General features: G+C 73.0%; 19 protein-coding genes and 5 pseudogenes. 13 read left to right on the top strand and 11 right to left on the bottom strand.

Annotation, left to right across the window (positions count from 1 at the left end):
- Positions 1 to 7 precede the first annotated feature (7 nt).
- The 8 genes and pseudogenes from pstA to ACZ411_RS10555 all read right to left on the bottom strand — a co-directional run bounded on the left by pstA (position 8) and on the right by ACZ411_RS10555 (position 8,401).
- Positions 8 to 1,109: pseudogene (pstA, locus tag ACZ411_RS10590) on the bottom strand (phosphate ABC transporter permease PstA).
- Positions 1,109 to 2,107, bottom strand: coding sequence for a phosphate ABC transporter permease subunit PstC (gene pstC / locus ACZ411_RS10585; RefSeq protein ID WP_094116526.1), 999 nt, complete (start codon positions 2,105 to 2,107; stop codon positions 1,109 to 1,111). The pseudogene pstA and the gene pstC overlap by 1 nt, the downstream one beginning before the upstream one ends.
- Positions 2,108 to 2,210: 103 nt before the next feature.
- Positions 2,211 to 3,308 (bottom strand): phosphate ABC transporter substrate-binding protein PstS, encoded by a 1,098-nt coding sequence (locus ACZ411_RS10580; protein ID WP_464170472.1) that lies wholly within the window; start codon positions 3,306 to 3,308, stop codon positions 2,211 to 2,213.
- 231 nt (positions 3,309 to 3,539) lie between these two features.
- A complete protein-coding gene (locus tag ACZ411_RS10575) occupies positions 3,540 to 4,889 on the bottom strand; it encodes an NUDIX hydrolase (protein WP_464170470.1) in 1,350 nt (449 codons plus the stop codon).
- Entirely contained in the window at positions 4,835 to 6,736 is a 1,902-nt protein-coding gene (locus ACZ411_RS10570) for an RNA degradosome polyphosphate kinase (protein WP_464170468.1), read from the bottom strand. The genes ACZ411_RS10575 and ACZ411_RS10570 overlap by 55 nt, the downstream gene beginning before the upstream one ends.
- A gap of 93 nt (positions 6,737 to 6,829) precedes the next feature.
- Positions 6,830 to 7,267, bottom strand: coding sequence for a GNAT family N-acetyltransferase (locus tag ACZ411_RS10565; protein WP_464170548.1), 438 nt, complete (start codon positions 7,265 to 7,267; stop codon positions 6,830 to 6,832).
- A 205-nt stretch (positions 7,268 to 7,472) separates the two neighbouring features.
- Positions 7,473 to 7,520, bottom strand: a pseudogene (locus ACZ411_RS10560) (hypothetical protein); the annotation flags it as partial.
- Positions 7,521 to 7,738: 218 nt separating this feature from the next.
- Entirely contained in the window at positions 7,739 to 8,401 is a 663-nt protein-coding gene (locus ACZ411_RS10555) for a winged helix-turn-helix domain-containing protein (protein ID WP_464170466.1), read from the bottom strand.
- A 53-nt stretch (positions 8,402 to 8,454) separates the two neighbouring features.
- Here ACZ411_RS10555 and ACZ411_RS10550 point away from each other — a divergent pair, with 53 nt between their 5' ends.
- The 6 genes and pseudogenes from ACZ411_RS10550 (at position 8,455) to ACZ411_RS10525 (ending at position 13,094) form a co-directional block, all read left to right on the top strand.
- Positions 8,455 to 8,712, top strand: a complete 258-nt coding sequence (locus ACZ411_RS10550; protein WP_464170464.1) for a hypothetical protein — start codon at positions 8,455 to 8,457, stop codon at positions 8,710 to 8,712.
- A 180-nt stretch (positions 8,713 to 8,892) separates the two neighbouring features.
- Positions 8,893 to 9,494, top strand: a pseudogene (locus ACZ411_RS10545) (heme-binding beta-barrel domain-containing protein).
- Positions 9,484 to 10,635: a CAF17-like 4Fe-4S cluster assembly/insertion protein YgfZ gene (ygfZ, locus tag ACZ411_RS10540; RefSeq protein ID WP_464170462.1), complete on the top strand. Its 1,152-nt coding sequence runs from the start codon at positions 9,484 to 9,486 to the stop codon at positions 10,633 to 10,635. The pseudogene ACZ411_RS10545 and the gene ygfZ overlap by 11 nt, the downstream one beginning before the upstream one ends.
- Positions 10,619 to 11,521 (top strand): FUSC family protein, encoded by a 903-nt coding sequence (locus ACZ411_RS10535; RefSeq protein ID WP_464170460.1) that lies wholly within the window; start codon positions 10,619 to 10,621, stop codon positions 11,519 to 11,521. Before ygfZ ends, ACZ411_RS10535 begins: the two co-directional genes overlap by 17 nt.
- Positions 11,506 to 11,739 carry a hypothetical protein gene (locus tag ACZ411_RS10530; protein WP_464170458.1) on the top strand — a complete coding sequence of 78 codons (234 nt, stop codon included), beginning with the start codon at positions 11,506 to 11,508 and terminating at the stop codon, positions 11,737 to 11,739. The genes ACZ411_RS10535 and ACZ411_RS10530 overlap by 16 nt, the downstream gene beginning before the upstream one ends.
- Positions 11,740 to 11,891: 152 nt before the next feature.
- The gene (locus tag ACZ411_RS10525; protein ID WP_464170456.1) at positions 11,892 to 13,094 is read left to right on the top strand and encodes a hypothetical protein; all 1,203 of its coding nucleotides are present in this window, start codon (positions 11,892 to 11,894) and stop codon (positions 13,092 to 13,094) included.
- Between the two features lie 34 nt (positions 13,095 to 13,128).
- On the opposite strand, the gene ACZ411_RS10520 is transcribed toward ACZ411_RS10525, so the two are convergent.
- Positions 13,129 to 13,947 carry a class I SAM-dependent methyltransferase gene (locus ACZ411_RS10520; protein ID WP_464170454.1) on the bottom strand — a complete coding sequence of 273 codons (819 nt, stop codon included), beginning with the start codon at positions 13,945 to 13,947 and terminating at the stop codon, positions 13,129 to 13,131.
- 35 nt (positions 13,948 to 13,982) lie between these two features.
- Here ACZ411_RS10520 and ACZ411_RS10515 point away from each other — a divergent pair.
- Positions 13,983 to 14,740, top strand: a pseudogene (locus tag ACZ411_RS10515) (phosphoglyceromutase).
- 93 nt (positions 14,741 to 14,833) lie between these two features.
- Here the strand turns inward: ACZ411_RS10515 and phoU are convergent.
- Positions 14,834 to 15,487: a phosphate signaling complex protein PhoU gene (gene phoU / locus ACZ411_RS10510; RefSeq protein WP_012039182.1), complete on the bottom strand. Its 654-nt coding sequence runs from the start codon at positions 15,485 to 15,487 to the stop codon at positions 14,834 to 14,836.
- Positions 15,488 to 15,873: 386 nt separating this feature from the next.
- Between phoU and ACZ411_RS10505 the strand changes: the two genes are divergently transcribed.
- On the top strand, positions 15,874 to 16,860 hold the full coding sequence (locus tag ACZ411_RS10505; protein WP_464170451.1) for a sensor histidine kinase: 987 nt from the start codon (positions 15,874 to 15,876) through the stop codon (positions 16,858 to 16,860).
- A complete protein-coding gene (locus ACZ411_RS10500; protein WP_094116512.1) occupies positions 16,857 to 17,537 on the top strand; it encodes a response regulator transcription factor in 681 nt (226 codons plus the stop codon). Before ACZ411_RS10505 ends, ACZ411_RS10500 begins: the two co-directional genes overlap by 4 nt.
- 72 nt (positions 17,538 to 17,609) lie before the next feature.
- On the opposite strand, the gene ACZ411_RS10495 is transcribed toward ACZ411_RS10500, so the two are convergent.
- Entirely contained in the window at positions 17,610 to 18,047 is a 438-nt protein-coding gene (locus ACZ411_RS10495; protein ID WP_464170449.1) for a hypothetical protein, read from the bottom strand.
- Positions 18,048 to 18,342: 295 nt separating this feature from the next.
- On the opposite strand from ACZ411_RS10495, the gene ACZ411_RS10490 reads away from it, so the two are divergent.
- The 4 genes and pseudogenes from ACZ411_RS10490 (at position 18,343) to rlmB (ending at position 22,687) form a co-directional block, all read left to right on the top strand.
- Complete coding sequence (locus ACZ411_RS10490; RefSeq protein WP_464170447.1) at positions 18,343 to 18,825, top strand: CarD family transcriptional regulator; 483 nt, start codon at positions 18,343 to 18,345, stop codon at positions 18,823 to 18,825.
- A gap of 42 nt (positions 18,826 to 18,867) precedes the next feature.
- A pseudogene (gene ispD / locus ACZ411_RS10485) lies at positions 18,868 to 20,101 on the top strand (2-C-methyl-D-erythritol 4-phosphate cytidylyltransferase).
- 83 nt (positions 20,102 to 20,184) lie between these two features.
- A complete protein-coding gene (cysS, locus tag ACZ411_RS10480; RefSeq protein WP_464170445.1) occupies positions 20,185 to 21,639 on the top strand; it encodes a cysteine--tRNA ligase in 1,455 nt (484 codons plus the stop codon).
- Positions 21,629 to 22,687: a 23S rRNA (guanosine(2251)-2'-O)-methyltransferase RlmB gene (rlmB, locus tag ACZ411_RS10475; protein WP_104290486.1), complete on the top strand. Its 1,059-nt coding sequence runs from the start codon at positions 21,629 to 21,631 to the stop codon at positions 22,685 to 22,687. Before cysS ends, rlmB begins: the two co-directional genes overlap by 11 nt.
- The last annotated feature ends 57 nt before the right edge of the window (positions 22,688 to 22,744 follow it).

The raw sequence follows: 22,744 nt of genomic DNA, 5'->3' as shown, positions 1-22,744 counted from the left end.
GCGGGCGCTAGCGGCCGAGCTTGGGGGCGAAGATGCGGGCGATCAAGCGCGCGACGATGTTGAGCGCCATCACGATGAGGATGAGCACCAGGGCACCCGTCCATGCCCGCTCGACGTAGGCGGCCGCGTCGGCGCCCTGGTCGGCGTACTGCCGGAAGACGAAGACCGGCAGGGTCATCATCTGGTCCTTGAAGGGGTTGTAGTTCATTCCCTGCGTGAAGCCGGCGACGATGAGCAGCGGCGCGGTCTCGCCGATGACGCGGGCGATGGCGAGCATGACGCCCGTGACGATGCCGGCCAGCGACGTGGGCAGCACGATCTTGACGACCGTCAGCCACTTCGGCACGCCGAGCGCGTAGGACGCCTCGCGGAGCTCGTTGGGCACCAGCTTCAGCATCTCCTCGGCGCTGCGGACGACCACCGGGATCATCAGCACGGACAGCGCCAGCGCGCCGCCGAAGCCCATGCGCACGCCCGGCCCGAGGAAGAGCACGAGCAGGGCGTAGGCGAAGAGGCCGGCGACGATGGACGGGATGCCCGTCATGACGTCGACGAAGAACGTGATCGCGCGGGCGAGGCGTCCGCGGCCGTACTCGACCAGGTAGATGGCCGTCATGAGCCCCACGGGGATGGAGATGACCGCGGCGATGGCCGTGATGATCAGGGTGCCCATGATGGCGTGCAGGCCGCCGCCGCCCGCGCCCACGACGTTGCGGAGGCTCGAGTTGAAGAACATCGGGTCGAAAGCGGCCCGAGCCGTTGGTGACGGCGGTGACGACGAGCGAGACCAGCGGGATGAGCGCGAGCACGAAGGCGACGGTCACGAGGATCGTGATGACCCGGTCCTTGGCCTTCCGCTCGCCCTCCACCGCCAGCGAGATGCAGAACAGCGCGACGCCGAACAGGAGCGTGCCGAACACGGCGGTCCCGACGAGGTTGAACTCCTCGGCGGCGCCCGAGATGACGAGCACCAGGAAGACGGCGGCGACCACGACCCAGGACACGAGGAAGATCGCCGGGGCGGTGAAGCGGTGCAGCTTGCCCGCGGTGAGCGAGTTGGGGAGCGCGCTCGCGACGGGGCGCGTACGGGAGGGGGCTGTCGTCGCCATTAGTTCGCTCCGGAGAAGGCCTTGCGGCGGCTGATGATGTAGCGGGCCAGCATGTTCACGGCCAGCGTGATGATGAAGAGCATGAGGCCGGACGCGATCAGCTCGTTGATCTTGAGGCCGTACGCCTCGGGGAAGCTCAGCGCGATGTTCGCGGCGACGGTGTTGGAGTTCGTCGACTGGAACCACGCGAAGTTCACGACGGCGGCGGGGGAGAGCACGATGGCGACGGCCATCGTCTCGCCGAGCGCGCGGCCGAGGCCGAGCATGGAGGCCGAGATGATGCCGGGGCGGCCGAACGGGAGCACGGCGGTCTGGATCATCTCCCAGCGCGTCGCGCCGAGGGCGAGCGCGGCCTCCTCGTGCAGCTTCGGGGTCTGCAGGAAGACCTCGCGGCAGAGCGCGGTGACGATGGGCAGGATCATGACGGCGAGCACGACGGCGACCGTGAAGATGGTCCGGCCGGTGCCGGAGACCGGCCCGGCGAAGAGCGGGAACCAGCCGAAGGCGTCCGTGAGGAACGCGTAGAACGGCTGCAGGAACCTGGCGAGGACCGTGATGCCCCAGAGGCCGAACACGACGGAGGGCACGGCGGCCAGCAGGTCGATGACGTAGCCGAGGCCCTGCGCGAGCCGGCGGGGCGCGTAGTGGGAGATGAAGAGCGCGATGCCCACGGCGACGGGCACGGCCATGATCATCGCGAGCGCGGCGGCGTAGACGGTGCCGAAGAGCAGCGGGCCGACGTAGCCCCAGAAGCCGGCGCCGCCGGAGACCTCGGCCGGCGGTGCGGTGAGGGCCGGGAGACTCTGGACGATGAGGAACAGCGCGACGGCCGCCAGGATCACCAGGATGAGCGTGCCGGATCCCGAGGCGAGCCCCGAGAACACGCGGTCGGCGAGTCGGGCCTTGGCTTTCACGCCCTGGCTGCTGCGGGGGGCGGCGTCGTCGCGCGGCCGATCGGACTCGGGAGCCTGGGGAGGCTGCGGGGCGGCGGTCGTCATGGGTCGGGTTCCCTACGGTCGAGATGGCGGGGCAGGGGGCGGCGGGCCGCCCGTGGGAGCGCCCCTGACCCGGGTGAGCGGGTCAGGGGGCGGACGGCGGGTCCTACTTGATGGACTCGACGGCGGTCTTGACCTGCGCGGCGACGGTCTCGGACAGCGGTGCGGCACCGGCCTTCTCCGCGGCGACCGACTGGCCGTCCGTGCCGGTCACGTAGCCGAGGTACGCCTTGACGAGCTCGCCGACGGCCGGGTCCTTGTACTCCTGGCAGGCGATGAGGTAGCTCACGAGGACGATCGGGTAGACGCCCGCCTCGGTGGTGCTGTAGTCGAGGTCGAAGACGACGTCGTTCTCCTCGCGGCCCTCGGCCTCGGGGGAGGCCTCGACGACGGCCGCGGCGGCCTCCGGCGAGAACCCGACGAACTCGTCGCCGACCTTGATCTTGGCGGTGCCGAGCGTGCCGGCACGCGACGCGTCCGCGTAGCCGATGATGTTGGTGCCGCCGGTGACGGCGTCGACGACGCCGGACGCGCCCTGGGCCGCCTCGCCGCCCTCGTAGGGCCAGACGCCCGCGGGCTCGGCGTCCCAGACGCTCTCGGCGGTGGTGTTGAGGTACTTCGCGAAGTTCTCGGTGGTGCCCGAGTCGTCCGAGCGGTGCACGGCCGTGATGGCCGCGTCGGGCATCGTGGCGTCGGGGTTGAGCGCGACGATGGCCGGGTCGTTCCACTTCGTGATGGTGCCCTTGAAGATGCCCGCGGCGGTGGCCGGGTCGAGGTTCAGCTCGTCGACGCCGTCGATCTGGAAGATCATCGCGATGGGGGAGATGTAGGCGGGGAGGTCGATCGGCTTGGTGCCGTCGGCGCACTGGCCGAAGGTGCCCTCGAGCTCCTCGGACTTCAGCGCGCGGTCCGAGCCGGCGAAGTTGGCGTTCTGGCCGCCGGCCATGAAGGCCTCGCGTCCGGCGCCCGAGCCGTCGGGGGAGTAGTTGATGCTGACGCCCGTGTTGTCGGTCTGGAAGCCGGCGATCCATGCCTCCTGCGCGGAGCCCTGCGACGAGGCGCCGATGCCGTTGATCGTTCCCTCGAGGGTGGACGCCGACGCGTCGCCTCCCTCGGCGGGCGCCTCGTTGGCGGCGCAGGAGGAGAGGGCGAGGGCGGTGACGGCGGCGAGCGCTGCTGCGCTGCCGAGACGCGAGATCTTCACGTGATGGAGCCTTCCGGGTATTTCGTGCTGTGAGGGGGCCGGTGCGTGCCCCTCGAAGAAGCTATGTCGGGCTCTTGACCGGATCGGCCGATATCGGTGAACGGGAGGTGAACAGAGCGCGCCGATCGACGCGCTCCCCCGGCACCCGGGTGCACGGTGGTGGGTCGGGGTCGCGCCGACGGCCCACGGGCCCCGCGAATCCGGGGGCCCCGCGAATCCGGGCTCGGGCCCTCAGGCCGACGCGCCGTACGTCTCCACGGCGAGGATGCCCGCCTCCGGGTCGGACGCCGACAGGTGCACGACCGAGAACTCGGCGGGCGACAGCACCCCCGCCCGGGGCATGCGGCTCGCGCGGGGCGTCTCGGTGGCGAGTGCGATCTCGTGCAGGATCTCGGGCAGCACCGGGCTGTGGCTGCAGAGCACGGCGCTCCGGGCCTTGCGCACGCGCTTCGCGACCGTCTCCCGCACGGAGCCGCCGTCCGTCTCGTAGGCGTCCTGGCTGATGCCGACGTCCTCCTTCACGCGTCGGCCGAGGGCCTCCGCGAGCGGCGCCACCGTCTGCAGGCAGCGCTCCGCCGTGCTGCTCGTGATGACGCGAGGGCCGAAGGCGAGGAGCGTCGGCACGATGGCCTCGGCCTCGTCCCGGCCGCGTGCGCTGAGCGGGCGGCCGCAGTCGGCCCCGTCCCACTCGTAGGGCTGCACCGCGTGGCCGTGCCGCAGGGCGATGAGCGCGAACGAGCGATGCGACCCGGTCTCCACGAGCCCCGCGAACAGGTCCAGGATGTCGATCTCGCCGGGGTAGTCGAGGCGCTTGCGGGCGTTCGGGATGGAGACCCACTCGATGCTCTCGACCTCGTGGTCCGGCTCGAAGCGGCCCGCGTCCACCATGGCGTCCGTCGCCTCCGCGGCCCAGTAGCTCACGGACTTCCGGCGCCCGCCGGAGATGCCGTACTCGATGGCGCCGAGCGGGACGCCGAGCGCGACCCGGAGCCCCGTCTCCTCGTGCACCTCGCGGACGGCGGTCTGCGGGAGCGTCTCGCCGGGATCCACCTTGCCCTTGGGGAGCGAGGTGTCCCGGCGGCGGGTCCGGTGGATGATCAGCACCCGGATCCGGTCGTCGACGACCCGCCAGACGACGGCGCCGGCGGCGAACACGGAAGGGGCAGGAGGCACGTCCCCCACGCTAGCCGGGTCCGTGCCCCGCAGAGCGGTGCTCAGCGGAGCGGTGCTCAGCGGAGCGGTGCTCAGCGGAGCACGCGCCGCTTGCGCTTGGCCACGATGCCCATCACCGCGGTCTGCAGGTCCTCGAGCGTCGTGCCGTCGGCGCCCTTGTTGCGCCTCGTCCACTTCGCCGTCGGCGTCCAGCACCCACGCCGAGGTCGTGTCGGCCATGGCGCGGTCGAAGAGGTCCTCGATCTCCTGCAGGTGCGCGGGATCCACCAGGCGGACGAGCGCCTCCACGCGGCGGTCGAGGTTGCGGTGCATCATGTCGGCGCTGCCGATGTAGGTGGTCTGGTCGCCGCCGTTCACGAACGAGAAGACCCGGCTGTGCTCCAGGTAGCGGCCGAGGATGGACCGCACCTCGATGTTCTCGCTGAGCCCCAGGCTGCCCCGGCGTGAGCGAGCAGATGCCGGCGCACCGAGACCTGCACGGGCACGCCCGCATTGCTGGCCCGGTACAGGGCGTCGATGATCTTCTCGTCGACGATGGAGTTGACCTTGATGCGGATGCCGCTCGGCTTGCCGTCCAGCGCGTTCTGCGTCTCCACGGCGATCCGCTTCAGCAGGCCCTTCCGGAGGTGCAGCGGCGCCACGAGGAGCCGCTTGAACTTCTTCTCGATGCCGTATCCGGAGAGCTCGTTGAACAGGCGGGTGAGGTCCTTGCCGACCACGTCGTCCGCGGTGAGGAGCCCGAGGTCCTCGTAGATGCGGCTCGTCTTGGGGTTGTAGTTGCCCGTGCCGATGTGGCTGTAGTGCCGGAGCACGCCGCCCTTCTCCTGGCGGATCACCAGCGCGAGCTTGCAGTGCGTCTTCAGCCCCGCGACGCCGTAGACGACGTGCACGCCGGCCTTCTCGAGCTTGCGCGCCCACGTGATGTTCGCCTGCTCGTCGAAGCGGGCCTTGATCTCCACCAGTGCGAGGACCTGCTTGCCCGCCTCCGCCGCGTCGATGAGCGCCTCGACGATGGGGCTGTCGCCGCTCGTGCGGTAGAGGGTCTGCTTGATGGCGAGCACGTGCGGATCCGCCGCGGCCTGCTCGAGGAAGGCCTGCACGCTCGTGGTGAACGACTCGTATGGGTGGTGCAGGAGGATGTCCTGCTGGGCGATGGAGCGGAAGATGTCGGCGCGCGAGTTGTCCTCGGCGGGCTTCAGCGCGACCGCGGTCGTGGGCACGTTGTTCGGGTAGTGCAGCGCCGGACGGTCGAGCTTGGCGAGGTCGAACAGGCCGCCCAGGTCGAGCGGGGAGGGCAGCGTGAACACCTCCTGCTCGGTGATGTCGAGCTCGCGCATGAGGAGGTCGAGCGTGACCGCGTCCATGTCGTCCGAGATCTCGAGGCGGATGGGCGGGCCGAAGCGGCGGCGCAGGAGCTCCTTCTCGAGGGCCTGGATGAGGTTCTCGGTCTCGTCCTCCTCGATCTGCACGTCCTCGTTGCGGGTGACGCGGAAGACGTGGTGCTCGACGATCTCCATGCCCGGGAACAGCGTCTCGAGCTGGTTCGCGATGAGGTCCTCGAGCGCGATGAAGTCGACGGGACCCGAGCGGGTGTCCGGCGTGAGCGGCATGAAGCGCGGCAGCATCTGCGGCACCTTGATGCGCGCGAACTCCTGGCGGTTGGTCTTGGGGTTCCGGATCCGCACGGACAGGTTGAGCGAGAGGCCGGAGATGTAGGGGAACGGGTGCGCGGGATCCACCGCGAGCGGCATGAGCACCGGGAAGACCTGCTCGGAGAACAGCTCGTGCAGGCGGTCCTGGTGGGCCTCGTCGAGCGAGTCCCAGCGGACGATGCGGATGCCCTCCGCCTCGAGCGCCGGCCGGACGCTGTCGTTGAACGCGGCCGCATGGCGGACCTGCAGGCGGTACGCGGTCTCGTTGATGGCGGAGAGCACCTCGGACGGTGTGCGGCCGATGTTCGTCGGCACGGCGAGCCCGGTGGCGATGCGGCGCTTGAGGCCGGCGACGCGCACCATGAAGAACTCGTCGAGGTTGCTCGCGAAGATGGCGAGGAAGTTGGCGCGCTCGAGGACCGGCAGCTCCGGGTCCTCGGCGAGCTCCAGCACGCGGCGGTTGAAGGCCAGCCAGCTCAGCTCCCGGTCGAGGAAGCGCCCCTCCGGGAGGGTCCCGTCGTCCTCGAGGATCTCGTCCTCGTCGAAGTCGTCCAGGGATTCGGCGACCGCCTTCGCATCGCCGATGTACGTCTCGCTGTCCATCCGCCCATCATGGCATCGCGGTGTGCGCTCCGCCCTCCGGCAGGTGAACGCACGGTGAACCGCCACGGGCCCGCGGTGGCGGGAGCGCGGGGATCAGGCGCGACGGTACTGGACGTCGACCGCGGCGTCGCGGAAGGCGGCCCGGCGGTAGAGCGCGAGGGCCGGCGCGTTGTCCGCCTCCACGTACAGGTCGACCTCCGCATGGCCGCGCGCGGCGAGCAGGTCGAGGCCGGCGGCGAGGAGCGCGGAACCGAGCCCGCGGGCGGCGCGGTCGGGATCCACGCCGAGCACGTAGACCTCCGCCTGGCCGTCCTCCGCCTTGAGCCAGTGGAACCCGGCGAGGCGGCCGTCCGCGTCCCGCGCGAGCAGAAGCAGCGCCGGGTCGAACCAGGGCTCGGCGACGCGGTCGTCCAGGTCGCCGCGGGTCATGCGGCCCTGCTCGGGGTGGCTGGCGAAGGCGCGCGCGTTGAGGGCGACCCAGTCGTCGGCGTCGTCCGGGGTGAAGGAGGAGAGCGAGAGGCCCGCGGGCAGGGGCGCTCGCCGAGGCCCGCGCGGGCCTCGCCCACTTCGGCGCGCAGCTGCAGGAGCTCGCGCGCCCGGTCGAGCCCGGCGCCCTCCGCGAGCGCGCGGGCGCCCGGGTGGTCGCCGTGCGCCCAGACGGAGAGGGGGAGGGCCCCGCCTCGGCGAGCACCGCGTCGAGGAGCGCTCGGCCGAGGCCCCGGCGGCGGTGCGCGGGGTCGACGACGAGCTCCGCCTCGGCTGCGGCGTCCGCGCGTGCGAGCACGGCGGCGGCGATCGTCGACCCGTCCGGCCCGTGGGCGACCAGGAGCGCGGGGCCCCCGTCCGCGCCGAGCGTCAGGCGCGTCTGCTCGTTGAAGGGGGCGGGGCCGTCGGCCTCGCGGGCGCGGTCGGCGAGCGCGAGGGCGCCGCGCACCGCGTCGGGGGAGGGGTCGACGCGCGCGACCGCCACGGCGTCAGGCTCCGGCGGGGGCGGGAACGCGCTCACTGTCCCTCGTACACGTTGAAGCGGTAGCCGACGTTGCGCACGGTGCCGATGAGCGACTCGAGGTCGCCGAGCTTGGCCCGCAGCCGCCGGACGTGCACGTCGACCGTGCGCGTGCCGCCGAAGTAGTCGTAGCCCCACACCTCGCTGAGCAGCTGCTCGCGCGTGAAGACGCGCGACGGGTGGCTCGCGAAGAAGCGGAGCAGCTCGAACTCCTTGAAGGTGAGGTCGAGCGGCTTGCCGTGGACCTTGGCGGAGTAGCTCGCCTCGTCGATCACGACGCCGGAGGCCTGGATCTTGCCGCCGGTGTGCTCCTGCGCGGCGCGGCCGATGACGAGCCGCACGCGCGCGTCGACCTCGGCGGGGCCCGCGGAGTCGAGGATCACGTCGTTCGCGCCCCAGTCGGCGCTGACCGCGGTCAGCCCGCCCTCGGTGAGCACGAGGATGAGCGGCGTGCCGCCGCCCGTGGTGGTGAGGATCTTGCACAGGGACTTGGCGCTGGCGAGGTCGCGCCGCGCGTCCACCAGCACGAGGTCGGCCGCGGGGGCGTTCACGAGGCTCGCGGCGTCGGCCTGGATGTGCCGCGTCCGGTGGCTGAGGAGCCCGAGCGCCGGGAGCACGTCGGTGTCCGCGGACGAGGTCAGGATCAACAGCTGGGCCACAGGGATCCTCCATGGATGAATTGCCCCCATGATACGTGGGGCAGGATTGCAGGGTGACCTCCCCCCTGCGCAGCCTCGTGCCCGTCTGGCTGGCCGCCGCCGTCGGCGCGGTCGTGGTGGCGGTCGCGGTCGGTCCGGACGCGGCTCCCCGGCGGCTCCCTCTCGTGCTCGCCGTCTGCGTCGTCGCGACCTTCGTGATCCAGCTGGCGCTGCCCCGGAAGACGGGCTTCGTCGACCGGGCGGTCGGGAGCGTGGTCGGCGCCGTGCTCGTGCTGGCGGCCGCCACCCTCGTCGTGCTCGCGCTGCCCTAGCCGCCTCGCCCGCACCGGCCCGTGGCGGCCGGCCGTGGGGTAGATTGAGCCCATGTCGTCGCTGCTTGCTCTGGAACTCTTCTTCACCGGACTGCTGGTCCTGGCGAGCCTCTCCATCGGCTGGGTGTCGCTCGTCGTGGTGTACAACCTCTTCCGCGGCCAGCGCTGACCGCGCCCCGCATGATCGAGATCCCCACCGGCCTGCCCGCCGAGCTCGTCCCCCTCTCGTGGCTGCTCGGCGTCTGGGAGGGGACCGGCGTCGTGGAGTACGCCGTGGGCGACGAGGTCGTCCGCCGCGGGTTCGGCCAGCGCATCAGCTTCAGCCACGACGGACTGCCGCACCTCAACTACTCCTCCTACGCGTGGGTCGAGGGCGACGACGGTCCCGTGCCCTTCGTCACGGAGACGGGTACTGGCGACTCCGCCGCCGCCTCACCGACGGCGACCCGGGTCCCGCGATGCTCCCGCCCGTCGGCGAGCGCCCCTTCACGAACGCCGAGGAGGTCGAGACGCTCCGCAACGCGGACGGCGGCTTCGACGTCGAGGTCGCGCTCGTGCACCCCGGGGCGTGAGCGAGCTCTACGTGGGCCAGGTCGGGCAGCGCCCGGACCTCAGACCTCGCCACCGACGCGGTCATGCGCACCGAGGGCGCCAAGGCCTACACGGGCGCCACGCGGCTCTACGGCCTCGTGGAGCGCGACCTGCTGTGGGCGTGGGACATCGCCGCGCTCGGCCAGCCGCTGCGCACGCACGCCTCGGGGCGGGTCGCGCGTGTCGACTGACCCGGGAACCGCGACCCGCTCGCCGTTCCTCGACCTGCCCGGCGCCGTCGCGGCCGAGGGGCCGGACGCCGGCGTCCCCGCGCACCTCGGGTCCCTCGTGGCCGAGCAGCGTGCCCTCGCCGCGGGCAACGCGGTGGTCGACCTCTCCCACCGCGCCGTCCTGTCGGTGACGGGCGAGGACCGCCTCACCTGGCTCGACTCGATCACGAGCCAGTCCCTCCGCGGCCTCGCACCCGGGGACTCGGCCGAGACCCTCTTCCTCGACCAGAACGGCCGCCTCGAGCACGCAGTGGGCGTCCTCGACGACGGCGTGGCGACGTGGCTGCTCCTCGGCGCGGGCGACGCGGAGGCGCTCCTCGCGTACCTGCAGCGCATGCGCTTCATGCTCCGGGTGGAGCCGGCCGACCGCACCGCCGAGCTCGCCGTCATCGGCGCCATGGGCGAGCCCGACCTCCCGGTCGCGGCGCCTGCCGGCGTGCCGCTCGTCTGGCGCGACCCGTGGACGCACGTCGCGCCCGGCGGGCACCAGTACGCCGCGGCGTCGCCGCATCCGGCCGAGGGCTGGACCTGGAGCGAGCGCCTCGTGCCCCGCGCCGAGCTGCCGGCACTGGTCGCGCGCGCCGCCGCCGGCGACCTGCCCGTCGCGGGCGCGCTCGCCGCCGAGGCCCTGCGGATCGCCGCGTGGCGCCCGCGCTTCGCCACCGAGGTCGACGACCGCACCATCCCGCACGAGCTCGACTGGCTGCGCAGCGCCGTCCATCTCTCGAAGGGCTGCTACCGCGGGCAGGAGACGGTGGCCAAGGTGCACAACCTGGGGCGGCCCCCACGGCGCCTCGTGCTGCTGCAGCTCGACGGGTCCGACGCGGTCCTGCCGGGTCCCGGATCCGACGTGCGGCTCCCCGCCGCCCCGGACGGGACGCCCGGTGAGATCGTCGGCGCCGTCACCTCGAGCGCGCTGCACCATGAGCTCGGACCCATCGCCCTCGCGGTCGTCCGACGTGCCGTGGATCCCGCCGTGCAGCTCGAGGTGGTCGCCGACGACGTCAGGGTGCAGGCCGCGCAGGACGTCATCGTGCCCACCGACGCCGGACGCTCGGCCGACGTCCCCCGCCTGCCCCGGCTCGGTGCGGTCCGCCGCTGAGCGCGCGCGGGAGCGGTCGGCCCGTGCCGCCCGCACCCTGAGGCACCGGGCGGACCCCCGCGCCGCCGTCGCGCGCCTCTGGGGGTCCGCGCCCGCCGCCCTCCAGATCGCCATCGCGGCGACGGGTGGCTGGGCCTTCGCGCACCACGTCCTCGGCCACGACACCCCGCTGCTCGCGACGACCGTCACCATCACCAGCCTGGGCTTCGTCCGCGACGCGCGTCCGGTCCGCGTCCTGGAGACGGCGATCGGCATGACCGTCGGCATCACGCTCAGCGAGGTCCTGCTGCTCGGCATCGGCCGCGGCGCCTGGCAGCTGTTCGTCATCATCCTGGCCACGCTGCTGGTGGCGCGCCTGCTGTCGTCGAACGCCGCGTTCGCGGTCGCGGCGGGGGTGCAGGCCGTGCTCGTGGCGCTGCTCCCCGCGCCGCCCGGCGGCGTCTTCGTGCGGAGCGTGGACGGACTCGTGGGCGGTGCGGTGGCGCTCCTGGCGACGGCGCTCATCCCCGGGATCCGCGGCGGCAGGCCGTCCGTGAGGCGCGGCGGGTCTTCTCCGAGTGCTCGTACGCCCTCACCTCGCTGGTCTCCGCGCTGCGGCTCGGCGACGCGACGGCCGCCGACCGCGCCCTGGAGCGGCTGCGTCGGACGCAGCCGCTCGTCGACGCCTGGAGCGCGGCGGCCGACTCGGCGCTGTCCATCGCCCGCATCTCGCCGTTCCTGCGCCGCCACCTGCCGGAGCTGCGGGCCCAGCGGCGTGTGCTCGACGGCATGGACCTCGCGGTGCGGAACCTCCGCGTCATCTCCCGGCGCGTCGACTTCCTGGTGGTCGACCGCGTGCGGCGGCCGGTCCTCGCCGAGCTGCTCGCCACCGTGTCGAACGGGGTGAACCTCCTCGGGCAGAGCCTGACGGACCCGTCCGCCACGCCGCTGGCGCAGCAGAACCTCGTGCTGGTGGCGGTCCGGCTGGATCCCCGCGAGCTCATCCCGGGCGCCCCGGTCGGCGAGGTGATGCTCGTCATGCTGCTGCGGCCCCTGCTCGTGGACCTGCAGGTCGCCGCGGGCGTGGATCCCGACACGGCGCGCTCCGCGCTCCCGGAGGTCTAGGCAGCGGACCTGCCGGGCTCGCGGTCCGACGAGGGGCCGGGCGGCGGTGGGCTGGGGAGCGACGCCCCCTGCCGGGCCCGTCCCCTGACAGCATCCTCGCGTCCGTGGCGCCGTGCCCGGCGCCACCCCGCGCCGCGGGAGTCAGGAGCACCATGAGGACACGAGGCCCACTGCTCACCACGACGCTCGCCGTCCTGCTGGTCGTCGGGGCGGCGCTGCCGTCCGCCCGCGCCGTCGAGCGCCCCGCCGCCGTCCCGGCCGCCGCGAGCTCGGCCACCGGCACGTCGACCACCCACGACGTCACCGTCGTGATGCTCGCGCCGGAGGGCACGGCGCCGGACTACACCCGGGACGAGGCCCTGCACAGCCTCGCGGTCGTCGACGCCTTCTACGCGAACGAGACGGACGGGGCCGTCCGGCTGCGCGTGGTCGCCGCGACCGACTGGCTGACCATGCCGACGAGCGTCGACTGCACGGACTTCGATCCGCTGGTCGAGTACGGGCGGAAGCGGGCGGGGTTCGTGGGTGGCTCGGACCGGCACCTCCTGGTGATGACGCCCGAGGGATCCGACTGCGAGTACGCGCTGGGGCAGCAGGCGTCGACGCTCGACGCGGGAGGCGTGGCGACCGTGGCGACGACGGATCCCACCACCATCGCCCACGAGCTCGGGCACACCATGTCCCTCCAGCACACCTCGTCCGTCCGCTGCGCGTCGCGCTGGGACCTCGGCAGCGCGACCGGGCTCCCGTCGTCGTGCACGCGGGACGAGTACGGGAACGTGAGCGACATCATGGGCGGCGGGTCCACGTTCTACCCCTTCACCGCGGTGTCGCTCGCGCACCTGGGCGCGCTGCGCCACCCGGTCGTCCTGACCTGCGGCGCTCCTCGGCGCATCACGGTCAGCACCATGAGCGCCCCCTCGTCGGCCCAGCGCGTCGTCACCTGGAGGAACCCGGCGCACCCGGGCGTCGCCTACTACCTGCAGTTCCGCGACGTCGTCGACAACCTGCTCTACGCCCAGCTGTACCCCTCGCCCCGAGCCGCGCAGGACGACGCTCCGACCGGGATCGAGGTGACGCGCACGGATCCGCGCGAGCGCGAGGGCGGCAGCGTGCTCACCCGTCCCGGCGACTCCTCGAACGGGAGCAGGCGGATCCGGGCCGGCGAACGGGCGCCCCTGGACGACGGGATGTCCGTCCAGGCGGTGTCCTTCGACGGCGCCGCGCACACGGCGACCGTGGACGTCGCCGTCCCGTGCGCCCGGCCGGCGACCGGGGCTCCCGACGAGGCCCCCCGCGCCGTGCCCGCTCCCGCCCCGGCGCCCGCCGTGGTGCGGGACCGCATCCGGGCCTGACCCCGCGACCCCGCCGTGGTCGGAGGTGCCGCCGTCATGCGCTCCCCGGCTGCACCTCCGACCACGGCACGGTCAGCTCGCCCAGCCGCCACCTGGCAGGTCCGGCCTCGACGGGCACCCCCGCGTCGCGCATGCGGCGGACGGCGCCCAGCCACTGCTGCCGCGGGCCGTACACGCCGAGCGGCGCGCTGAGGATCCAGCTCCGGTCGAGGAGCGCCAGCAGCCCGTGGACGCGTTCGCCGGGCACGTTGCGGTGGATGAGGGCCTTCGGCAGCCGCTCGGCCACGATCGACGGCAGCTCGAGCCTCGCCAGCCGCAGCGAGATCGTGAGGCTCCGCGGTCCGTCCTCGCGCACGTCCACCCAGCTGGCGACGCGGCCGATCTCGTCGCACGTGCCCTCGACCACGGATCCGCCCGAGGCGAGCCGCGCCGCCATCCGCTCCCACGCCGCCGGCACCTCGGACTCGTCGTACTGCCGGAGGACGTTGAACGCGCGGATCACCGTGGCCCGCTCGCCGCCCGGCAGCGGCACCTCGAACCCGCCGCGCACGAACGACACGCGTTCCCGCGCGGCGGCGTCGGGCCACTCGGCGAGCTGCGCGCGGGCGCGGGCCACGCGTCCCGGCTCGATCTCGATGCCCACGACCCGCACGTCGGGCCGCGCGTCCCGCAGCCGCCGGTGCATCTCGAGGGCCGCGACGCCGCTCGCGCCGTACCCGAGGTCGACCACCAGCGGGTCGGCGGCGGTGCGCAGGGAGTCGAGGGTCGCTATCCACCGGTCCACGCGTCGGAGGCGGTTCGTGTCGGTCGTCCCGCGCGTCACGGAGCCGACGGGGGAGGCGGCGCCCGGCATGGGTCCAGTCTCCCATCGCTCGGTAGGCTGGCGGCATGGCTGACTCCCGCACCCTCGTCCTGCTGCGTCACGGCAACAGCGACTGGAACCAGAAGAACCTGTTCACCGGATGGGTGGACGTCGAGCTGAGCGAGCAGGGCGTCGCGGAGGGGCAGCGCGCCGGCGAGCTCCTCGCCGAGTCCGGCATCCTCCCCGACGTGCTGCACACCTCCGTCCTCATCCGCGCCATCGACACCGCCAACATCGCGCTCAAGCGCGCCGGCCGCTCCTGGATCCCCGTCCAGCGCACCTGGCGCCTCAACGAGCGTCACTACGGGGCGCTCCAGGGCAAGGACAAGGCGCAGACCCTCGCCGAGTACGGCCCCGAGCAGTTCGCCACCTGGCGCCGCTCGTTCGACGTGCCGCCGCCCCCCATCGCCGACGACGACGAGTTCTCGCAGTCGGGCGACGCCCGCTATGCCGACCTCGGCGAGGCGCTGCCCCGCACGGAGTGCCTGAAGGACGTCATCGAGCGGATGCTGCCCTACTGGGAGTCCGACATCCAGCCCGACCTCGCGTCCGGTCGCACCGTCCTGGTGACCGCGCACGGCAACTCGCTGCGTGCCCTCGTGAAGCACCCCTCGACGGCATCTCCGACGCCGACATCGCCGAGCTCAACATCCCGACCGGCATCCCGCTCGTCTACCGCCTCGACGAGGACTTCCGCCCGATCGTCCCCGGCGGCGAGTACCTCGACCCGGAGGCCGCCGCCGCCGGTGCCGCGGCCGTGGCCGCGCAGGGCAGCAAGAAGTAGGAGCCCGGCGACAGCGCCCGCACGGACGACGAGAGCCCGACCGGAAGATCCGGTCGGGCTCTCGTCGTGCGGGCCGTCAAGCGGCCGTCGGGGTCAGGCGTCGGCCTGCACCCAGTCGCCCGTGGCGAGGTACTGCACGGTCTTCGCGATCGACACGGCGTGGTCGGCGAAGCGCTCGTGGTACCGGCTGGCGAGGGTCGAGTCGACCGTGTCGACGGCCGCGCCCTTCCACGTCTCGCCGAGCACCTTGTCGAAGACGCTGAGGTGCAGCTCGTCGATGCGGTCGTCGTCGTTGCGGATCTCCTCGGCGAGCTTCGGGTCCTCGGTGGTGAGGAGGTCCGTGAGCTTGCGGGCGATGGCCACGTCGAGCTGGCCGAGCTCCAGGAACGTGGGGCGGAGCGACTTCGGCACCACCTTGTCCGGGAAGCGGTAGCGGGACAGCTGGGCGATGTGCTCGGCGAGGTCGCCCATGCGCTCGAGCGACGCGCTGATCCGCAGCGCGCTCACCACGATGCGGAGGTCGCGGGCGACCGGCTGCTGGCGGGCGAGGATGTTGATCGCGAGCTCGTCGAGGCTCGTGGCGAGCTCGTCGATGCGACGGTCCTGCTCGATCACGGTCTCGGCGAGGCTGACGTTCGACTCGTTGAACGCCCGGGTGGCGTTCTCGATGGAGATGGCGACGAGCGCGGAGATCTCGATGAGACGCTCCTGGACCTCGTGGAGCTCCTGCTGGAACACTTCGCGCATGGGGGACGTCCTCTCAGTCCGCCCCGCTGCAGGAGGGACGGGGTGGTTCTCGGGCAGAGCGGACCCCGGGTGCCGGGTCCACGTCATCCGACTCTGGTCAAGCGAGGTTAAACGCACGGTGCCGTCGAGCTGAATTCGCGCCCTCGCTCCGCGGATGACGGGACCCCGGCACCCGGACGGCCCCGTGCCGTCTCCTAGTCTGGGCCCATGGACACCGGTGCGTTGGTGCTCGTCTGCCTCGTCATCGGACTGGCGGTGGGCGCGGGATTCGGTGCTGGCTGCTGCACCACGCGGCGGACCGCGGCGACCGTGCCGTCGAGATCACCAACCCGGTCGTCCCGGACGGCGTCGACCAGGTCCTGGAGGCCCTCGAGTCCGCCGGCATCGTGCTGGACCCGTCGAACAACGTGATGAAGGCCTCACCCGGCGCGATCTCCTCGGGCCTCGTCTTCCACCAGGCGCTGGTGCACCCCGAGCTCGTCGCCATGGTCGACCGGGTGCGCCGCTCCGGCGAGCCGATGGCCGAGGAGGTGTCGCTCGCCCGCGGCCCGTTCGGCGCGGCCGAGTTCCAGATGCACGTCCGGGTAGCCCGCCTCGGGGCGCGATACGTGCTGCTGCTCGCGCAGGACCGCACCGAGTCGTACCGGCTGGACCAGGTGCGCCGCGACTTCGTGGCGAACATCAGCCACGAGCTGAAGACCCCCATCGGCGCGGTCGGGCTCCTCGCCGAGGCGCTCGACTCGTGCGCCGACGACGCGGTGCAGGTGCGCCGGTTCGCGGCCCGGCTGACCACGGAGTCGTCCCGGCTCGCGCGCATCACGCAGGAGATCATCGAGCTGTCGCGCCTGGAGGCGGCGAACGCGCTGGAGAAGGCGGAGCCCGTCGACGTCGACCACGTGATCAGCGTGGCGCTCGACCAGGTGCGGCTCGGCGCGGAGCTCCGCGGGATCGAGCTCGCCCGCGGCAAGCGCTCGCGCTCCACCGTCTACGGCGACGAGGCGCTCCTCGTGGTCGCCGTGCACAACCTGCTGAGCAACGCGGTGAACTACTCGCCCGACGGCTCCCGCGTGGGCATCGGCGTCATGGTCGACGACGGCGCCGTGGAGGTCGTCGTCACCGACCAGGGCATCGGCATCCCCGAGGACGAGCAGGGCCGCATCTTCGAGCGCTTCTTCCGCGTCGACCAGGCCCGCGCCCGCGACACCGGCGGCACCGGGCTCGGCCTCAGCATCGTCAAGCACGTGGTCCAGAACCACGGCGGCGACGTCCGCGTCTGGTCCCGCCCGGGACGCGGCTCGACCTTCACCATCCGCCTCCCCGAGGCATCGCAGACGCCGGCTCTCGCCGGTACGGACATCGGAGAACCCACGTGACACGCATCATGCTCGTCGAGGACGAGGCATCGCTGAGCGAGCCGCTCGCCTTCCTGCTCCAGCGCGAGGGGTACGAGATCGACGTCGTCGAGGACGGCCCGTCCGCCGTGGCGGCCTTCGACCGGGACGGCGCGGACCTCATCCTGCTCGACCTCATGCTGCCCGGCCTGCCCGGCACCGAGGTGTGCCGGGAGATCCGCACGCGCTCGGCCGTGCCGATCATCATGCTCACCGCCAAGGACTCCGAGGTGGACATCGTGGTCGGCCTCGAGCTGGGGGCCGACGACTACGTGACCAAGCCGTACTCCACGCGCGAGCTCCTCGCGCGGATCCGGGCGGTGCTGCGACGCCGGGTCGAGGTCGACGACGAGCCGCTGAACGTGCTCGAGGTCGGCGCCGTCCGCATGGACGTCGAGCGCCACACCGTGGAGGTGGACGGCCGCGAGATCGCCATGCCGCTGAAGGAGTTCGAGCTGCTCGAGCTGCTGCTCCGCAACGCGGGGCGCGTGCTCACGCGCGGTCAGCTCATCGACCGCGTGTGGGGATCCGACTACTTCGGCGACACGAAGACGCTCGACGTGCACATCAAGCGCATCCGCTCCAAGATCGAGCGCGAGCCGTCCGATCCCGTCCTCCTCGTCACCGTCCGCGGGCTCGGCTACCGCTTCGAGGCGTAGGGGTCGGCTTCGCGCATGACGGAGGCCCCGTCCCTGAGGGACGGGGCCTCCGTCATGCCGCGCGACGGGCGGCTAGTTCGTCTCGTCCTCGAGGCCCTCGTCGCCCTCGTCGGTGCCGGGCGTCGTGGTGACGGTGGTGTCGGGCGTGGAGCCCGAGCCGCCGGGGACCAGGCTCGTGTAGGTCTCCTGGTCGCCGTTCAGGACCGGCACGTCCATCTCGACGCCCTCGGCGTCGCCGTACTGGATGTAGATCTTGGTGAGCGACCCCGGGGTCGGCTCGACGGAGTCGAACACGATGCGCTGCGAGTCCTCGGCGCCGTACGCCGTGAGGCCGGGCGCCGCCGTGACGGTGCGGGTCTCGCGCTCCGCGCTGCCCTCGGTGAGCTCGTGCTGGAACGCGACGCGCTGGCTGTCGCCCGAGTTGTTGACGAGCGTGACCACGAGGCTCGCGCCGGCCGGGGAGTCGCCCTCGGTCAGGAGGATGGCGTTGCGCACCTCGATGTCGCCCACCGTGGCGTCGAAGCCGTCGCTCGGGAAGTAGGAGATCTGCGTGGCCTGGGCGTGATGAAGGTGCAGGACGACGTGCCGACCGCGATCAGGGCCGCGAGGACGATGGACGATGCGGTACGCGCTCTGTCACGGGACCCTCCGGTTGTCGCACGGAGCCGGCGCCGGGGCGTCCGGGGGCGTCCGCGCGTGTATCAGCTGACCCGCCCAGCCTACGGGATCAGGTGCAGGACGGCCGCCCGCGGGCAGCCGCGACCCGGCTGGTATCCTGATGGGCAGTCCAGGGAACGGGGAACCCATGCTCTTCGAGGTCGGCGAGACCGTCGTGTACCCCCATCACGGGGCCGCGACCATCATCGAGGTGAAGAAGCGCGTCATCCGCGGTGAGGAGAAGCTGGACCTCAAGCTCGACGTCAACCAGGGCGGCCTGCAGATCGAGGTGCCCGCGGAGAACGTCGACATGGTCGGCGTCCGTGACGTCATCGGCCGCGAGGGCGTGGAGCGGGTGTTCGAGGTGCTGCGCGCCGAGTTCACCGAGGAGCCCACCAACTGGTCGCGGCGCTACAAGGCGAACCTCGAGAAGCTCGCCTCCGGCGACGTGCTGAAGGTCGCCGAGGTCGTCCGCGACCTCTGGCGGCGCAACCAGGACCGCGGCCTGTCCGCGGGGGAGAAGAGCATGCTGCAGAAGGCGCGCGGCGTCCTCGTGGGCGAGCTGGCGCTCGCCGAGAAGACGGACGAGGAGCACGCCTCCACGATGCTCGACGAGGTCCTCGCCTCCTGACCTCCCGCGTCGCCCGCCCCGGGCCGCCGGTAGCCTGACCGCATGAGCCACGACCCCGTCGTCCCGTCCGTCCGCGCGACCGCCGACGGGGAGACGGAGAGGTCCCCGCCTCGGCGTCGTCGTCGTCGCGGCGGGCAGCGGGACGCGCCTCGGCGCTGGCATCCCGAAGGCGCTCGTCGAAGTCGGCGGCGCGACGCTGCTGGCCCGGTCGCTCGCACGCGTCCTCTACCTCGCGGAGGAGGCGCACGTCGTCGTGGTCGCACCCGGCACGCATCTCGTGGAGGCCTCGGCCGTGGCGGACGCCGCCGCGGGGGCCGCCCGCGGATCCGTCGCGGTGGTCGCCGGAGGGGAGACCCGGCAGGGATCCGTCCGCGCGGGGCTGGCGGCGCTCGCCGGATCCGTCGACACCGTCCTCGTGCACGACGCCGCGCGCGCGCTCACGCCGACCGCCCTCTTCGCCGCCGTCGCGGCGGAGGTCCGTGCCCGGGGCGCCGGCGTCGTCCCGGGGCTCCCGGTCACCGACACGGTCAAGCGCGTGGATCCCGCGGGGGAGTGCCTCGGCACCGTGGACCGGAGCGACCTCGTGGGGGTGCAGACGCCGCAGGGGTTCCCGCGCGCCGAGCTCGACGCCGCCTATCGGGCCGCGGTCGCGGAGCACACCGACGACGCGGCCCTCTTCCAGGCCGCCGGCGGCGCCGTCCACGTGGTCCCCGGGGACGCCCTCGCCTTCAAGGTTACCACGGCGTGGGACCTGCGGCGGGCGGAGGAGCTCGTCGCGCGTGCCGAGGGCCTCGGATCGGCGGCCTCGCGCCTGCGGTCGGGGATCGGCACCGACGTGCACGCGGTCGACGGCACCCAGCCGCTCTGGCTCGCGGGCCTGCACTGGCCGGGCGAGGCGGGCCTCGCGGGGCACAGCGACGGGGACGCGGTGAGCCACGCCGTGTGCGACGCCCTCCTCTCGGCAGCCGGCCTCGGCGACATCGGCGGGATCTTCGGCACCGACGACCCGGAGCTCGACGGCGCGCACGGCGACGTCTTCCTCCGCCGCACCGCCGAGCTCGTCCGCGGAGCGGGCTACGGGATCGTCAACGTCGCCGTGCAGGTCATGGCCGTCCGCCCGAAGCTCTCGCCGCGGCGGGCCGAAGCCGAGCGGGTCCTCTCGGCCGCCGTGGGCGCGCCTGTCTCGCTCGCCGGCACCACCACCGACGGCCTCGGCTTCACGGGGCGCGGCGACGGGGTCGCCGCGGTCGCGACGGCGCTCGTGGAGAGGCTCTGACGCGGGCGTCCCGGGGGAGCGGCCCCCGGCTCCTCGCCCGTCATCCGGCGGGGGCCCGCACGCGCGCTGACTAGAATCTGTCTGTGACCCTGCGCCTCCATGACTCCCGGACGCAGTCCCTGCGGGACTTCGTGCCGCTAGTCGACGGCCGGGTCGGCATCTACGTCTGCGGTCCGACGGTGCAGTCGGCGCCTCACATCGGTCATCTCCGTTCCGCGCTCGCGTACGACCAGCTCCGACGCTGGCTCGCGCATCGCGGCCTCGACGTCACGCTCGTGCGCAACGTCACGGACATCGACGACAAGGTCATCGACAACGCCCGGCGCGGCCAGGAGGCCGGCGGCACGGAGGAGTGGTGGGCGCTCGCCTACCGCGTGGAGCTCGAGTTCTCCCGCGCCTACGCCGCCCTCGGGATCCTCCCGCCCAGCTACGAGCCCCGCGCCACCGCGAGCATCGGGGAGATGCAGGCGATCATCGCCCGCCTCGTGGAGCGCGGCCACGCCTACGCCGCCGACGACGGATCCGGCGACGTCTACTTCGACACCGCCTCCTGGCCCGAGTACGGCGAGCTCACCCGCCAGCGCGCGGCCGACATGGAGGCCGCCGCGGACGCCGATCCCCGGGCCAAGCGCGACGTGCGGGACTTCGCCCTCTGGAAGGGCGCCAAGCCGGACGAGCCCGCGAGCGCGTCGTGGCCCTCCCCGTGGGGCGCCGGACGGCCCGGATGGCACATCGAGTGCTCCGCGATGTCGACGCGCTACCTCGGCGCGGAGTTCGACATCCACGGCGGCGGCCTCGACCTCCGCTTCCCGCACCACGAGAACGAGCTCGCGCAGTCGCGGGCGGCGGGCGACCCCTTCGCGCGCTACTGGCTGCACAACGGACTCGTCGCCGTGGCCGGGCAGAAGATGAGCAAGTCCCTCGGGAACTCGCTCTTCGCCGCCGACCTCCTCGCCGCCGCCCGCCCCGTGGTGGTGCGCTACTTCCTGGGATCCGCGCACTACCGCTCCACCCTGGAGTTCCACGACGGCGCGCTCGCCGAGGCCGAGGCGGCGTTCGACCGCATCGAGACGTTCCTCGACCGGAGCGCGCGTCGGCTCGCCGGCACCCGCTTCCAGGCGGCTCCCGCAGCGGAGGGCGCCGCGCCCGCCGCCGTGCCCGCCGAGTTCGCCGAGGCGATGGACGACGACCTGAGCGTCCCGCAGGCGCTCGCCGTGCTGCACGACGCCGTCCGCGCGGGCAACGCCGCCCTCGACGCGGGCGACCTCCAGGAGGCGGCGTCGCTGCGCGCCGACGTCTCCGCGATGGTGGCGGTGCTCGGGATCGACCCGCTCTCCGACGAGTGGCGCACCGCCTCCGACCAGCCCGCGCGCCGTGCGCTGCAGGCGCTCGTCGAGCAGCGGATCGCCGAACGGCAGACCGCGCGGGAGGTCAGGGACTTCGCCCTCGCCGACCGCATCAGACAGGAGCTGGCCGAGGCCGGCATCACGATAGAGGACTCGCCAGGCGGGTCGCATTGGAGCATCGATGGCGAATAAGCCCAGCCGCTCAGGCGCGGTACGGAAGACCAAGAAGGGCCCGCTCAAGGGGTCGGGCGGACAGGGCCGGCAGGCGCTGGAGGGCAAGAAGCCCACGCCGAAGGCCGAGGACCGGCCGTACCACCCCGCCGGCAAGCGCAAGCTGGCCAAGGACCGGTACGAGGCCGCGTCCGCGGGCGCCAACCGCGGACGGGACGAGCGGGCCGAGCGCTCGGCCCCGCCGCGCGCTCGGGCGACCGACCGGCCCGCCGGTGCGGACGCCCCGCGCGCCCGCCGTGCGAAGCAGCAGGACGAGTCCGAGGTCGTCACCGGCCGCAACTCGGTGGTCGAGGCGCTCCGCGCGAAGATCCCCGCCACGGCGCTCTACATCGCCTCGCGCATCGAGTACGACGACCGGGTGAAGGAGGTCCTGTCGCTCGCCACCGGGCGGGGCATCCCCGTCCTCGAGGTGATGCGGCCGGAGCTCGACCGCATCGCCGGCCACGACGCCGTCCACCAGGGCCTCGCGCTCAAGGTGCCGCCGTACGAGTACGCGGACGCGATCGAGCTGCTCGACAAGACCATCTCCCGCGGCCAGGTCCCGCTCATGGTGGCCCTCGACGGGATCACCGACCCGCGGAACCTGGGTGCCATCATCCGCTCGGTCGCCGCGTTCGGCGGGCACGGCGTGATCGTGCCGCAGCGCCGCTCGGTCGGCCTCACCGCCTCCGCGTGGAAGACCTCCGCGGGCGCCGCGGCGCGCACGCCCGTCGCCATGGCGTCGAACCTCACGCAGACGCTCAAGGCGCTCAAGCAGCGCGGCGTCTTCGTAGTCGGCCTCGACGGCGGTGGCGACATGTCTCTGCACGAGTTCACGCTCGCCGACCGCCCGATCGTGGTCGTCGTCGGATCCGAGGGCAAGGGCCTCTCGCGCCTCGTCACCGAGACGTGCGACACCATCGTCTCGATCCCGATCGGCGCCTCCACGGAGTCCCTGAACGCGGGCATCGCGGCGAGCGTCACGCTCTACGAGATCGGCAAGCTGCGCGCGGCGGCCCGCCGCAAGTAGGGCCCGCACGACGACGAGCCGGGACCTCAGGGTCCCGACTCGTCGTCGTCCTGCAGC

It is taken from the genome of Clavibacter sp. AC415 (genome assembly GCF_979252985.1).
Note: the sequence above shows the minus strand (reverse complement) of the source record. Positions and strands in the feature narration are given on the sequence as shown.